The 14,514-nt window shown below is 47.1% G+C and carries 15 protein-coding genes; 8 read left to right on the forward strand and 7 right to left on the reverse strand.

What is annotated here, in order from left to right; all coding sequences use genetic code 11:
* Nucleotides 1-14 precede the first annotated feature (14 nt).
* On the reverse strand, nucleotides 15-659 hold the full coding sequence (locus KNO65_RS11115) for a TVP38/TMEM64 family protein (RefSeq protein ID WP_214685143.1): 645 nt from the start codon (nucleotides 657-659) through the stop codon (nucleotides 15-17).
* Between the two features lie 225 nt (nucleotides 660-884).
* Here KNO65_RS11115 and trhO point away from each other — a divergent pair, with 225 nt between their 5' ends.
* The 4 genes from trhO to ald all read left to right on the forward strand — a co-directional run bounded on the left by trhO (nucleotide 885) and on the right by ald (nucleotide 4,948).
* Nucleotides 885-1,826, forward strand: coding sequence for an oxygen-dependent tRNA uridine(34) hydroxylase TrhO (gene trhO / locus KNO65_RS11120; RefSeq protein ID WP_214685141.1), 942 nt, complete (start codon nucleotides 885-887; stop codon nucleotides 1,824-1,826).
* 118 nt (nucleotides 1,827-1,944) lie between these two features.
* Entirely contained in the window at nucleotides 1,945-2,370 is a 426-nt protein-coding gene (locus tag KNO65_RS11125; RefSeq protein ID WP_143180200.1) for a divergent PAP2 family protein, read from the forward strand.
* A 91-nt stretch (nucleotides 2,371-2,461) separates the two neighbouring features.
* Nucleotides 2,462-3,685 (forward strand): PucR family transcriptional regulator, encoded by a 1,224-nt coding sequence (locus tag KNO65_RS11130; RefSeq protein ID WP_159563356.1) that lies wholly within the window; start codon nucleotides 2,462-2,464, stop codon nucleotides 3,683-3,685.
* A gap of 132 nt (nucleotides 3,686-3,817) precedes the next feature.
* Entirely contained in the window at nucleotides 3,818-4,948 is a 1,131-nt protein-coding gene (gene ald / locus KNO65_RS11135) for an alanine dehydrogenase (protein WP_015880510.1), read from the forward strand.
* 103 nt (nucleotides 4,949-5,051) lie between these two features.
* Here the strand turns inward: ald and murB are convergent, their stop codons facing one another.
* Both murB and KNO65_RS11145 read right to left on the reverse strand, forming a co-directional pair.
* The gene (gene murB, locus KNO65_RS11140; protein ID WP_214784219.1) at nucleotides 5,052-5,972 is read right to left on the reverse strand and encodes a UDP-N-acetylmuramate dehydrogenase; all 921 of its coding nucleotides are present in this window, start codon (nucleotides 5,970-5,972) and stop codon (nucleotides 5,052-5,054) included.
* Between the two features lie 155 nt (nucleotides 5,973-6,127).
* On the reverse strand, nucleotides 6,128-6,778 hold the full coding sequence (locus KNO65_RS11145; RefSeq protein WP_214691305.1) for a diacylglycerol/polyprenol kinase family protein: 651 nt from the start codon (nucleotides 6,776-6,778) through the stop codon (nucleotides 6,128-6,130).
* Nucleotides 6,779-6,929: 151 nt separating this feature from the next.
* Between KNO65_RS11145 and KNO65_RS11150 the strand changes: the two genes are divergently transcribed.
* Nucleotides 6,930-7,553 (forward strand): DUF1836 domain-containing protein, encoded by a 624-nt coding sequence (locus KNO65_RS11150; RefSeq protein WP_015880507.1) that lies wholly within the window; start codon nucleotides 6,930-6,932, stop codon nucleotides 7,551-7,553.
* A gap of 56 nt (nucleotides 7,554-7,609) precedes the next feature.
* On the opposite strand, the gene KNO65_RS11155 is transcribed toward KNO65_RS11150, so the two are convergent.
* Both KNO65_RS11155 and KNO65_RS11160 read right to left on the reverse strand, forming a co-directional pair.
* Nucleotides 7,610-8,092, reverse strand: coding sequence for an LURP-one-related family protein (locus KNO65_RS11155; RefSeq protein WP_015880506.1), 483 nt, complete (start codon nucleotides 8,090-8,092; stop codon nucleotides 7,610-7,612).
* A 217-nt stretch (nucleotides 8,093-8,309) separates the two neighbouring features.
* Nucleotides 8,310-8,804, reverse strand: a complete 495-nt coding sequence (locus tag KNO65_RS11160; RefSeq protein WP_214784222.1) for a restriction endonuclease — start codon at nucleotides 8,802-8,804, stop codon at nucleotides 8,310-8,312.
* 126 nt (nucleotides 8,805-8,930) lie between these two features.
* On the opposite strand from KNO65_RS11160, the gene KNO65_RS11165 reads away from it, so the two are divergent.
* On the forward strand, nucleotides 8,931-11,105 hold the full coding sequence (locus tag KNO65_RS11165; RefSeq protein WP_214691306.1) for a PAS domain-containing sensor histidine kinase: 2,175 nt from the start codon (nucleotides 8,931-8,933) through the stop codon (nucleotides 11,103-11,105).
* A complete protein-coding gene (locus KNO65_RS11170) occupies nucleotides 11,102-12,172 on the forward strand; it encodes an SDR family oxidoreductase (protein ID WP_159563352.1) in 1,071 nt (356 codons plus the stop codon). The genes KNO65_RS11165 and KNO65_RS11170 overlap by 4 nt, the downstream gene beginning before the upstream one ends.
* A 69-nt stretch (nucleotides 12,173-12,241) precedes the next feature.
* Here KNO65_RS11170 and KNO65_RS11175 read toward each other — a convergent pair whose 3' ends face one another.
* Together KNO65_RS11175 and KNO65_RS11180 are read right to left on the reverse strand one after the other, a co-directional pair.
* Complete coding sequence (locus KNO65_RS11175; protein ID WP_214784225.1) at nucleotides 12,242-12,526, reverse strand: hypothetical protein; 285 nt, start codon at nucleotides 12,524-12,526, stop codon at nucleotides 12,242-12,244.
* Nucleotides 12,527-12,679: 153 nt separating this feature from the next.
* Nucleotides 12,680-14,059, reverse strand: a complete 1,380-nt coding sequence (locus KNO65_RS11180; RefSeq protein WP_078146130.1) for a TrkH family potassium uptake protein — start codon at nucleotides 14,057-14,059, stop codon at nucleotides 12,680-12,682.
* 200 nt (nucleotides 14,060-14,259) lie between these two features.
* On the opposite strand from KNO65_RS11180, the gene KNO65_RS11185 reads away from it, so the two are divergent.
* Nucleotides 14,260-14,451: a hypothetical protein gene (locus tag KNO65_RS11185; protein WP_224862903.1), complete on the forward strand. Its 192-nt coding sequence runs from the start codon at nucleotides 14,260-14,262 to the stop codon at nucleotides 14,449-14,451.
* The last annotated feature ends 63 nt before the right edge of the window (nucleotides 14,452-14,514 follow it).

Raw genomic sequence — 14,514 nt, forward strand, 5'->3', positions numbered from 1 at the left:
AAAACACCCCTTGTTCAAAGGGGTGTTTGTCGTTTGGTTATCATTTCTTGTTTCAACTGCTCGTTTCGTTTCTTGAACGCCCGTCGTTTGAGCACTTCTTCAAGTCCTCGACTGATGGCCCATAATACGATGAGGAGCAGACCGAGCATGGATAAGCGAAACGGGCTTTGGATAAATTCTTCCCACTGGTCCCCAATGACAGAAAAAATCACGACGACGAGCAGTTTCCCGAATCCTGCCGCCATGATGAACGTACGGAGCGGCATCTGAATGAGCGCCAATAAATACGTGATCAAACTGACCGGGATGAATGGAAGAGAATATAAGAATCCGAGTGAGATCGGACTCATATGATTGATGCGTTCTAACCAATAGACCGCCGCCTTATGTTTCTCGAGCCAGCGTGTCATCGGTTTGCGGAACACATAACGGACGGCTGCAAAGACGACGATCGTTCCAAGAAGGTTCCCAATCCAGGATAAGAGGACCCCTAACAGAAAGCCGTATGTCGCCGCATTCGCAGAGATGATTAAAACGAGTGGTAAAAATGGAAAAATCGCTTCTAAAAACGGTGCACCTAGACCGGCCCATGGACCACCAGGCAAACTTTGAAGCCATTCGATCAATTGGATAATGTACTGTTGGAGAGAATTTAGCATAGTCGTTCCACCTTCAACTTTCGTTACTACTCTATTACCCGAATTCAATTTTCAAGACGCATCTCCCTGCATTCGTCAAAAAAAATTAAAAACCATTTGCGAAAATTCGTCGTGATATTTATCATATAATAATGGACTTGTGGTTGCAGGCAAGTCTATTCGTCGAACGACACAACCCAACGTTCGTTTTCCTGCAAAAAACTGAACACAGGGGAGCAACACAACATGGAAACAAAACCAATGCGGGTCTTGTTGTACTATAAGTACGTCAACATCGAAGACCCAGAAACACTCACGCAAGAACATTTGAAGTATTGTAAGGACCTCGGCATCAAAGGACGCATCTTGATTTCCTCCGAAGGAATCAACGGGACGTGCTCTGGTACTTGGGAGCAAACCGAGCAGTACATGAATGACTTGAAAGCAAACCCTCTCTTCAGCGATATCGAGTTCAAAATCGATGAAGTCGAAGAGCATGCCTTCAAGAAAATTTTTGTCCGTCACAAGAAAGAGCTCGTGACGTGGCGCTTTGATGGCGAGTTTGATGTACCGAAACAACACGGTGCATACCTTGAACCAGCAGAATGGAAAGAGATGATGAATCGTGATGATGTCGTCATCCTCGACGTTCGTAACAACTACGAGTACGAACTTGGTCACTTTAAAAATGCGATCAAAATCGATGTAGAGGCTTCACGTTACATGCCGGAATGGCTCGAAGAGAACAAGGACCTCTACGAAGGGAAAACACTTCTCACGTACTGTACCGGTGGCGTCCGTTGCGAGAAATTTACAGCATATATGCGTGACCTTGGTCACGACAACATCTTCCACCTTAAAGGTGGCGTCGCGATGTATGGTAAGGATGAAGCGACAAAAGGAGAAGACTGGGAAGGCGAGCTCTACGTCTTTGACGAGCGCATCAACGTCCCGGTTAACTCCGTGAACCCATCTGTCGTCTCACACTGTATGCACTGTGGGACCGAGACGGTTCGTTACGTTAATTGTGCTAACCCGGAGTGCAATGTACAGCATTTCTGTTGTGAAGAGTGTGAACCAAAACAAATGCGTTCATGCTCGAAGGAGTGTCAAGAACACCCACGCAACCGTTATATCATCGATAACATTGCAGAGAAACTTCAGGAAACTGAAGGAGTAGTCGGGTAACAAAAATCGACCAGAAGATGTCTTGGAGAACGTGTCCAAGACATCTTTTTTTGACGAAATCTTAACGTCTAGCTTGCTCCTCTTTCGGGTATATTGAAGATACTATGTCAGACAGGAAGTGAATGCACGTATGTTTAACGAACCTTTACTCGCCGCGATTCTCGCTTGGTTTATCGCCCAAGCGGCCAAGCTCGTAACTGAACTCATTAAAACAAGAGATTTTGAAATTGAAATCATGTTCGCTTCAGGCGGCATGCCAAGTTCGCACTCGTCCACCGTCGTCGCACTCGCTACGGCAATCGGGCGAATGGAAGGCATTGACTCAAGTCTATTCGCTCTCGCTGTCGTCTTTGCCACCATCGTCATGTATGATGCGACCGGAGTTCGGCAGGCGGTCGGTTTCCAAGCACGGCTCTTGAACGATTATTTCAAAGGAATCAAACATGAGACCCCGCTCTTGAATGAGCTTGTCGGCCATACGCCGTTCCAGGTTATCGTCGGAGCGCTACTCGGTCTCGTCGTCGGATTGTTTTTCCCAATGTAATGGAACAAGGTATGTCATTTCTCACACTCTTGATTCTTTTTGTGAAGTTTCACAAAGAAGAAGTTATACTCAAGAGAGAGGAGGAATCGACATGCCTTTTTTGCAGAAATCTTACGAGTCACTCGATACACTCGCCGAAGCCATCGGACAAGCGATTCGAGCACCAATCACGATCGAGAACCGCCATCACCAATTGCTCGCCTATAGCACCCACCCCGATTCGACCGACCCGGCCAGGATTGCGACCATCATCGGGCGTCGTGTCCCAGAAGCTGTCATCGAAGACCTATGGGAGAGTGGTATTTTACAAGAAGTCATCGACCAAAATGAACCGGTCGTCATCCCGGCCCGTCTCGCCGTCGGTCTTGGGGAACGCGCCGCAATCGTCATCAAACAACATGATGAAGTACTCGGCTATATTTGGAGCTTAGCTCGGACAAATCCGTTCAGTACTCAAGAATTAGCCATCTTGCAAGAAGGGGCGACCATCGCCAAAAAGCTGCTTATGACCATCGCGATGCACGAGCGACGAATCAGCGCCGAGCTCGAACGCTTCTTATTAGATGTCCTCGCTTCCCCGACCCTGACGGATGCGAATCGCGAACGATTGAACGAACTTGCTCCGATTGCCGTCGCCAGTCGGTTGACGGTCATCGAATGTGCTCAACCGATCACCCCTCAACTTGCGGAACGCCTTCACTATGTGCTTGCGACGCAAGAGTCAATTGAAGTCGTTTTACATGCCATCGACGGTCAGCAGCTACTCGTCTGGCATTATATGAAGTCTGAACTCTCCGATGAAGAGACTGTACTCATAGCCTGGGCGGAACGGTTCGAACAATTGCTTCAAGACAAGTTCAGCGAATCCGAACCACGTCTTGGCATCAGCCGACGTTTTTTCGAAAGTGACATGTTATATGCCGCAGCCGAAGAAGCGCGACGGGTTACCACGCTGCGTCGCAAGTTCCCGCTCGAACTATCGACTTCCCGTGCCTTCGAGCAGATCGGCATTTATCAACTCGTCCCGGAACTCGCTCGACGTATCGGACTCCGACTGGAGACCCACCCGACAGTCGAACGGTTGCAGCATTATGATTCATCCCATCAGACCGAACTCGTGAAGACGCTCGAATGGTATTTTTATTTTGATGGAAACGTCAAACGAGTCGCCGCTCATCTTCATATTCATCCGAATACCGTTCTTTACCGGATTCGCCGCATCGAAGAGTTGACGAATATCACACAAGTTTCCTTACCAGAAAGATCCATGATTTATTTAGCCATTAAGGCTGGTCAATATCGATTAGAAGACTAGACGCTCACTTTGTGATTTTTCACAAAGTGAGCGTCTTCGTTTTTAGAATCCATGCTAAAGACAGCGTTTTCAAATGAGTCTATACTAGGGGTGTGAACAAATTGTGTCAACGGAATGAAAGGGGAATGTTCCATGAAAATCGGGGTATTAAAAGAGATTAAAAACAATGAAAATCGGGTGGCCTTAACACCGATGGGTGCATTTATGTTAACGGAGCTTGGTCATGATGTATTCGTCGAAACGAATGCCGGTCTCGGTAGCGGATTCACGAATATGGAATATATTGATGCCGGTGCAACGATTCTTGAAACGGCGAAAGAAGTTTGGGAAGGCGTCGAACTCGCTCTCAAAGTAAAAGAACCACAGCCGTCTGAGTATCAATACTTCCGTCCTGACTTGACGCTCTTCACCTATTTACACCTTGCGGCAGAGCCAGAATTAACGAAAGCGCTCGTCGATTCTGGGATTACAGCCATCGCCTACGAGACAGTAGAAGTGGATCGCACGTTACCACTCCTCACACCGATGAGTGAAGTGGCAGGACGTATGGCTGCGCAAATCGGAGCTCAAATCCTTGAAAAACCACATGGTGGAAAAGGAATCTTGATGTCTGGTCTCCCAGGCGTGCCTCGTGCGAACGTCACGGTCATCGGAGGCGGTGTCGTTGGAACGAATGCAGCTCGAATCGCAATTGGTCTTGGGGCGAGCGTGACGTTGATGGACATTAGCCCGGCTCGTCTTCGTCAAATCGACGACTTGTTCGGAAACACAATCAATACGTTGATCTCAAATAAATACAACATTGCGAAACAAGTGGCTGAGAGTGACCTTGTGATTGGTGCCGTGCTCATTCCAGGAGCAAAAGCACCGAAACTCGTCACGGAAGAAATGGTACAGCGCATGTCGCCTGGTTCGGTCATCGTCGACGTCGCCATCGACCAAGGTGGGATTTGTGAGACGATCGACCATATCACGACGCATGATGCGCCAACGTATGAGCGTTATGGCGTGCAACACTACGCCGTCGCTAACATGCCAGGTGCCGTGCCACGCACTTCGACAATGGGTCTGACAAACGCGACGATGCCATATATCATCGAGTGTGCGCAAAAAGGCGTATTCCCAGCACTTCTTGAAAACGAGGCACTTCTCAAAGGCCTAAACGTCATCAATGGAACGGTCACGTATGAAGCGGTTGCACGTGATTTGGAATATCCGTTCGTTCCGGCCCATGAGGCGGTCTCAAAACAAACACAAGCTTAACCTTTAAGACGATGAGATGCCCGTTCTCATCGTCTTTTTCTATATAAAAAAAGAAGAAACCGAACGCCATCGTCCGATTCCTTCTTTAATTATGCGTTATGCGTTATGCGTTCTCAACGGCGATATCTTCCCCGATGATTTTCACTTCCGGCTCTAATTCCACTTCAAATTTCTCTTTAACGGTCACCTGGACGTGACGGATGAGTGAAATGTACTCTGTCGCCGTCGCCTCATCGATATTGACGATGAACCCAGCATGCTTGAGCGAGACTTCCGCTCCTCCGATGCGTTTGCCTTGCAGTCCAGAGTCTTGAATCAACTTGCCGGCAAAATAGCCAGGCGGACGTTTGAACACACTACCACACGAAGGGTATTCAAGCGGTTGTTTCGATTCACGTTTATACGTCAAGTCGTCCATGACTTCTTTGATTAATTCATAGTTTTTCGGTTCTAGTTCGAACGTTGCCTCGAGTACGATCAAGCCCTCTTTTGAGACACGGCTCGTTCGATAGTCAAGATCGAGTTCGTCTTTAGATAAATGAAGTACTTGACCATCCTGCGTCAATACCGTCGCAGATGTGATGACGTCTTTCGTTTCTCCGCCGTATGCACCTGCGTTCATGTAGACGGCACCACCGACCGTCCCAGGGATCCCACATGCGAACTCGAGGCCCGATAATCCCTCTGCCAGTGCTTGACGTGAGACGTCGATAATCGCTGCTCCTGCCTGGGCAATTATTTGATTCCCTTCCCGACGAATCGAGTCGAGTTCATTCAAGTTCAAAACGATTCCACGGATGCCGCCATCGCGGACGATCAAGTTTGAACCGAAGCCAAGAATCATAAACGGCATCGCTTCTTGGTGGGCCAGTTTTAAGACGGCCTGCACTTCTTCGTACGTGTGTGGAGCCACGAAGTAATCTGCTTTGCCCCCTAGTTTTGTATACGTGTGTGCCGACAATGGCTCGTCTTGAAGGACGCGCTCGGCCGGAATGATCATTTGAAGTTGCTGTAAAAAGCTCATGCGTTCACTCAATCCTTTATGTTCTATTTAATCAGTGTCTCGGTCCCACTTCATTCGTTCCGAGCACGTCACTGAATGGTTTCAGTACGAATCACAGTATACAAATGATTATTGGACGTGACAAGCAACGTTTTTCTTACAAATTCATGATTAGTTTATAGCAATAGTGATGTCGCAATGGCAACAATGATTGGAATTGTAAAGTTATCCCAATCTCGATATGAAATCGCTTCAGTTAGTGTAGCGATGATGGAAATGATAAACCCATATGTTACCACTTGCCAAAGGACGACATCATTCCACAAAAACAATAAAAATAAGACAGCATATGAGCTTAGAAACATGGCAATGCTTCCTTGGAAAGAACGCTTTTGTCCATATAAATCATAGATGACCGTCCCATATTTGCGTCCGATGAGTGCAGCCATTCCATCCCCCCAGGCGAGCACGAGTGATCCGGCTAAAAATGCGATCGGCTCGGACTCGAAGAAGAAGTATAAGATAATGAGCAATGCAATCGGATAGTATACAGTCCCGAATGATTTTCGTTCCGTTTGATGCACCGGTGACGGGCTTTTATATAACAGGACCGCATTCGCAAATGTGAAGAAAATGAGCGGGACTGCCGCGACGTACCATGAATCCATTAACCAAACTGCTAATAACGACCAATGCCCGACTGCGATATGTACACTTTTTCGAATCGTTTCATCCGTCCATCCCAGACGCTTCCCGACGTGTTCGAGACCCACGAGAAACACGAGGACGACTACAATGGAAAGAATCGAACTAATCCATTCATTCATTGCTTGACCACCTTCATATATAGAGTGTGTATGATACCGTCATTATACCTTAATCAGTGCCCATCCTAGCTTACTTTTCAAACATTTGGTAGAATGAGGTCAAATGACTGTATAGCCAACGTACGCTGTTGGCGATAGAAAGGGTGGCCGTATGCGCGACGCAACTTCAATTCAAACTTTGGCAGATTGCCTTCATTTTATGCAGGTCGGAGAAATCGAGCGAGCCATCGCCCTCTTCCCTGAAGACGTGCGTGAACATTTCCCAAAAGAGCTTCGAAAAATCCACTTGTTTCATATTGAAAAGAACGGCTTATCGATTAACCAAATCGTCGCTCTCGCTAACGCACTGACCGGAGAGCATCTCTCTGCGACGACGATTCAAAACTGGACGAAGCGTGAAGTTCGTAAAATCATCGGTGTCCCACGAATCGGTAAAAAGTATTCCTTGCATCAAGCGGCAATCATTTATCTCCTTGATGACTTGAAACACCTTTTTTCCCTCGAAGAGACGAGTTCCTTGTTGGCGCTCATCTTCAACAACCCTGACCGGGACGAAGACGACTTCATCAAACCGATTGATTTTTATCGACTTTACGCGGAGTATGCGAAGTCAACAAGCCCGATCGACCTTCTCGATACACGGGCGAAGCGTTCGCTCGAAAAGATGAACTATGAACATCCAAATATCATTCACGTCTTGAAGCTTTGTCTATACGCACATCGGGTGACGACACTCGAACTCGAGGCCAAGCACTATTTGAACCGTTTCATTTGATGAGACGGTTTTTTCGTATCAAAAAACACCGGTCTCTTGACCGGTGCTCGTCATCGTTATGAGACAGATGCTGCGAGCGGCATCCGTGATTTGACCGTTAACGTCTTTAAGACGGAAAGGAGTTCGAACATCGATAACTGATCGGCTTCTTTCGTTAAGCAGAACGTATCGTCTTCTTGTTTCCGTAGTTCCGCGACAAGTTTACCTGCTTTGTCGCGAACGCTAAACTTGTGACGTTCCACATCATATTGAATCGTGAAGAGTCCGCGTTCATAGACGTTGTACTCACACTTTTTCCCGAATAACGAGAACTTGTCTTTCAATTGACCAATCGCCTGTCCATCATGGTTCATCACGACCCATTTTTGGCAGTTTGGGATGTATTTCCCATGAGCGATCTGTCGTCCAGACAAATTGTGCACTTGGACACTGCCTTCCGCGTCGCGGTGAACAGATCCGATCGCATCATTTGTCTCGTCATAAATGGTCGCCTCACCTTGTGTAAAGACGCAACCTTTTACATAAATTAATTTGCGCACCGCTTTTTCCTCCTAGCACGTTCCAACCGTGATTGTTTGTATGTGTACGGTCGGGTATTACTGAAAACCCCAATCGTTTCTCTGTGTAGTTTTTATCTCGTTTCAACTACTACATATTTCATATGACGAAGATGATTATTGCATCGTTTAAAGAAAAAGACAACCCTTTTTTTTCGACATCATTTGGATTCTGTCGAACTTGTGAACAAGCCTATTCTCATCGCTTATATCCCGCTTCTTTTAAGAGTTCTTCAAGCTCCATTCTTGCAATCAGACGAACTTGATTTGGCGCTGCCAATTCGTATGCGCTGTCCGTGAAATTCGAGTTCGTCACGACCCAGCCTTCGTGTGCTTGATAATAGGGAACGGCCGCTGCAATTTGTTGAACCGCTTCGAGTCCGACCGTCTTTTCATAACGCTTTGCTTGAACGGCAATCGACCATCCATCCGGTGTCTCCAATAACAAGTCAGCACCAAAGTCACGTGATGCTGGAGTCACCGTGACCGTGTAACCAAGCGCGGTGAACACTTCCTCTAAAAATAATTCAAACTCCCGACCATCCATCCGATCAATGCGGTCGATGGTCGACAGCCTTACTTTCCATATAAACCATGCAATTCCAAACAAGAGAAGCAGTACGCTGCTCCAAAGCGGTGCCTCGAACCACCATAAACATATGGCACCGATGATCCCAATGAGTAATCCAATCATGCTCATCTTTCCTTTCCAATTCCTCTCCCTCACTTTACCGTTTTGAGGGCAGGAAATGAAAGGGGGATCTGTCGAATGATATAGAAGATGTGCTCGTCTGACACCGCGAAGGAGGGATGACTGTCCATGGAGAATCATGCCAATCTCCAAAGTGAGTTACTACATGCATTACCTTACGGAGTTGCGTTAATACAGAAAGATGGAACAATCGTTCAGGCAAACCGTCCGTTTCTCGAGCAGTTTCCTGAGAATCTACAGAGACGTTCGAACCTTTTCCATATGGTCAATCAGTCACCGATTACGATGGAATTGTCTCGTCGGATGGAACAAGGACTGCCTTGGATGTATGAACTGCCAACGATGCGAGTACACGCCATTCCGTGGGAAAATCAATATATCCTCTCCATTGAGCCATTGCCCCATGATACACGCGTGACGATTCAACACAACGCTTTTGAGGCGATGATGCATACTGAACTCGACATGGCGATGATCATGACGGATGCGAATCTGTTGATTACTCGTTTCAATCAGGGGGCCACGGAACTGTTTGGCTATGCGCCCCATGAAGTGCTTTACGAAATGACACCGTTCGCTTTATTTGAATCGAGAGAATTAAGTGAAAAGCGCTCTGCTTATCAAGACGAGACGGAACGGTTGCTATCGTTCGAACAAATGTTGCGCCTCGCACTCGACAAAGGAGACCGGGAATGGAAGTTTCAATGTAAAGATCGGACACATTTCATCGGCAAATTGTTCATGCATCCCGTTTATGAGCAAGAGCAACTCATCGGCTTCTTTTTCTTCGTATTTGATGTGAGTTCCGAGATTGAGTTGAAACGTGAGCTCCGTTATAAGGAACAGCGTTATCGCATGTTTGCCGAATCGGTCATCGAAGCCGTTCTGTTCCATGAAGATGGGATGATTCTCGATGCGAACAAGGCAGCGGAATCCATCTTTAAAATCCCTGCAGAGCAAATGATGGGACGCCAGACGATCGAGTTTATCGCGGAAGGGTACCGGGCCGATGTGTTGCGACGCATTCGCAATCACATTCAAACGCCATACGAAGTGATTGGTCGTCGGCAAGATGGAACGTTCTTAGAACTAGAAGTGTATCCGAAAGAAGTGACATACCAAGGGCAAACGTTACGAGTCGCGGTCATGCGTGATATCAGCGACCGTAAAAAAGTAGAGCGTATGCTCGAACGTGAAAAAAATGCCATCGCCCGTCAGCGCGATATCATCCAGTCAATCTTACAAGCATCGAATGAAGCGTTCGTTTTGACCGAATCGAACGGGAGTGTCTTGTTCATGAACGTCCACGCAAGACGACTCATGGACTTACCGGGCATCGCTCCAAACAAAATTCAGGAGCGTATCCCGCTCCTCTCCACGTTCCGTCCTCGTGACAGGAGCGAGATGCTACGAAAGATGGATCAACTTCTCGATGGGACAGCGCGTGAAGTATCGATGCGTTTCTCCATCCCACAGCCAAACGATCGAGATGAAGAATACTATGAGATGTATGGAACGACGATGGATACAAAACGACAAATCGGTATGGATAGTGGATTCTTGTTTGTGTTCCGTAACCGAACCGAGGAAGAGCGGATGGACCAGATTAAAAATGAACTGGTGAGCACGGTCTCACATGAACTAAGAACTCCTCTTTCCTCATTATCGGGATATATTGAATTGATGCTCGCTCGAGATTTGACGCCTGAAAAACGAGAGCGCTTCTTGAAGACGATGTCGCGGGAAGCGAAACGATTGACCGCCCTACTCAACGACTTTTTGGACATCCAACGCATGGAAGATGGTCACCAAGAATATAAACAAGATCATTTCGCTTTGAATGAACTTGTCTTAGAAGTGATTGAACGCTTCCGCGAAACGAGTGATCATACCATTCATTTCGATAATGCGGATGATGACTTGCATCTCGTTGCCGACCGCGATCGCATCGAGCAAGTTCTCGTCAACTTGATTTCAAATGCGATCAAGTATTCCCCGAATAGACAGGAAATCGAAGTACGGGTCCGACAAGACCACAATCAAGCGCATGTATCCATTCGTGATTTCGGTATCGGGATTCCGGAGCACGCCTTCGAAAAATTGTTCACAAAATTTTATCGGGTCGATAATTCGGATACACGTAAAATTGGTGGAACCGGTCTTGGTTTGTCGATTTGTAAAGAAATTATCGAATCACATGGTGGCAGCATCGAAGTGGAATCGACTGTCGGAAAAGGATCGACTTTCACATTCACATTAGATTTAGCGGAGGAAACGTCATGAACAATTACGCCTTTACCGGGTTCCCTGGTTTTTTAGCAGGAAAATTAATTGAACACCTCGCTTCGTTACCGCATCAAATCGGAGTCATCTACGCCTTGCATCTTCCGAACCAACAACGTGATGCAGAAGAGCTACGAGATACGCTACTGTCAACGACGTCGCTTGCACCGCACCAGCTCGTCCTTGTTGAAGCAGACATCACGTTACCCGAAGTGATTCTCGACCCGATTATGCGGTCTGTCATTGAACGCGATGTACATTACATTTTCCATCTCGCCGCCGCATATGACTTGAGTATTCCTTATGACATCGGTTATCGCGTCAATATACTCGGAACCAAACATGTGACCGCGTTCGCCAAACGCTCGAAACAATTGAAGCGTTATGTGTACTTCAGTACCGCCTATATCGCCGGACGTCGCCGTGGGACGGTTTATGAAAATGAATTATGGCATCGGGTCCAGTTTAAAAATCATTATGAGGCGACTAAATATGAAGCAGAGGCACTCGTTTCAAGAGAAATGGGTGGCATGCCAATCACCGTCATTCGTCCTGGGATCGTAATCGGACATAGTCGCACGGGCGAAACGAAAAAGTTCGACGGTGTCTATTTCGTCTTACAATTGATGACACAACTCCAGCAGATGCGACCACTCCCTTACATCGGGCGGGCGAATGTTGAGGTAAACCTCGTTCCGTACGATTATGTAGTAGAAGCGACCGCTTTCCTAGCTCATTCTCCAAACGGCCTGAAGCGGACATTTCATTTGACGGACCCATTCCCACATGGCGCACGAGAGGTATATCGTATGTTGCATGAGACGATGTTTCAGCGTTCTCCTCGCGGAACCGTTCCTCATGCCGTTGCCGACGCGGCATTTACTGCTTGGAATGGTGCCAAGCGACTCGAGGTTCCTCACGAACTATTGGAGTACTTTAAACATCCTGTTCACTTTGACACGACACAAACGATACGGGCACTCGACGGAACGGGCATCGTATGTCCAGACCTCCAGGATTACCTCCCTGAGATTGTCCATTATTATATGGCACACAAAAAGCCCTGATTCGTCAGGGCTTCAACTATGATTGAAATTAAATGAACAAGTATACGCCGTGAATCATCGTACACTTGTTTATATCTCATCCGCGTCGTTACGAGACACCGCTTGATCGTGAAGCAGACGCTCGAGGACGAGGATATAGACCAATGCCACAAGGAGCCCTACGATACCAGGAAGAACCGCAACGATCGCATCCTCCAAGTATGCAGTTGGAATCAGGTAAACCAATAGCGACTTCATACCATACATCAACATCAACGAGGAGAGTAACACAAGCGTTACCGCTCGTTTCGACACATCCCCGAAGAACGGGCGCCCTACCTTCTCCCCTTTTGTCATACCGAGCCAAGATAACAAGTCAAAATCCTCCTTTATCGATTCATTCCCTAACCCATTATATACCAATTATTGCATACGATGAAGACCATCAAAAATCTGTGTCGCTCTTGACTACGACACCTCAAAAAAGGCTGCAACTCCTTCATGAGGAATGCAGCCTACAATACATCTTCAACCAATCAAAATCTTCTCTTTCGGATAGCGAATCTTCCGGTCGGCTTGACGTGCGACGGTAAAGAGAATGGTCAACGATCCGACACGTCCGAGAAGCATCATGAACATGATCAGCCCCTTCCCGGCATCATTCAATTCCGCTGTGATGCCGAGCGACAACCCTACTGTCCCAAACGCCGAGACCGTTTCGAATAAAATGGCAGTCGCCGGAATGTGGCCATTCGATAAAATGACGAGTGTCGTGATTATCATAATGAACAAGAAACTTGAGATGGCTACGACGTACGCCTTTTTGATTTGAAACGCATCAATCGTCCGCTCCATGATGACCGTTTCTTTCTTACCTGCGATGAAGGCCCACATATCCGCAAAGATGACGGCAAGCGTCGTCACTTTGATCCCCGACCCTGTCGAAGCCGCCCCTGCCCCGATATACATCAGAATCAATATCAAACCGATCGAGGCTGGTGCCATGGTCGCGATATCAATGGAATTGAAGCCGGCCGTCCGTGTCGTCACGGCTTGGAAGAACGTTACGTGTAACGCCTCACCGAGGGATCGACCGTACAATACCCCTTCGTTCGATACCCACTCAAACATCATGAGGACGAACCAAGCGACACCATTGATGACCAAGAGTGACAAAATCATGATTTTCGAATGGAGGGCGAGACGTTTCCAGCCTCTCTTTTCCGTGGTATCGGCAATCGTCGTGAAGCCAAGACCTCCAATCATAATCATGATGGCGATGGTCACAATGATGGCTGTGTTCTGCTCAAATGACATGAGACTGTCTGGAAATAATGCGAATCCCGCATTATTGAAGGCAGACACTGCATGGAAGAAACCGTAATAAAGTGCCTTTCCAAAAGAATAGTTCTCTGTACTGAACAACTCGAACGTCAAAAACAACATCCCGATGAACTGCACGATGACCGTCGTGAAGACGATGTTCCGTACGAGACGAACCGTTCCTCCCGGCCCCGCTAAATTCAGTGATTCCTGTAACAAGATTCGCTGCTTTAATCCGATTTTCTTCCCTAATACACTGAGCAACATCAAGGCGATCGTCATAAACCCGAGACCCCCGATTTGAATGAGGGCGACAATGACCAATTCACCAAACAGGGTGAAGGAGGAGCCGATGTCGACTGTCGACAGTCCAGTGACCGTTCCGGCAGACGTTGCGATAAACAAACAATCAATCCAAGAAACCGATTCTTCTTGCGCAAATGGCATATATAAAAGAGTGCCCCCGATAAAAATCGCCAGTAAAAATCCTCCCGCGATAAAACGGGCAGGTTTTTCAAATACGACTCGGTAAAGTACCTCGATTCGCTTCAAGCGCACCTCACGCGCTGACAGTCTATGCCGCATCACGACATCTCCTTCACTTCTATTATTCTAAGCCCCATGTTACTCCTCGCTTTTATAAATGCCAACAAGAAAATGTATCTCTAACGCTTTCTTCGATTTTTTGGTATTATGGGAGATAGACTTTAAGAATGTTGAGGAGGTTGAATGAAACCGTGGACCCTAGTACGGTAGATCATTCGATAGAGGATGTCTCACGAAGGTTGGAGCGCCAGTCACAATGTATGCCCGCTCACCTTTATTTTCAGCTAGAAGAGTTACTCAATTGGTCACTCGAGCAAGAAGTCGTGAATCAATTGTACGCATTGTTAAAAAAATACGACGTATTAACCGATATAGAGCGTGAAGAACGAAATATCAGCATTCAAATGCTGATTGATGAAAACGGCGCTTAATCATCGGGAACGCATGTTGCGGGAGACGAGTGGCGTCTCTCGCTTTTTTTGTCCTGATTTATT

This window comes from Exiguobacterium sp. S3 (genome assembly GCF_018617295.1).
Classification (GTDB): domain Bacteria; phylum Bacillota; class Bacilli; order Exiguobacteriales; family Exiguobacteriaceae; genus Exiguobacterium; species Exiguobacterium profundum.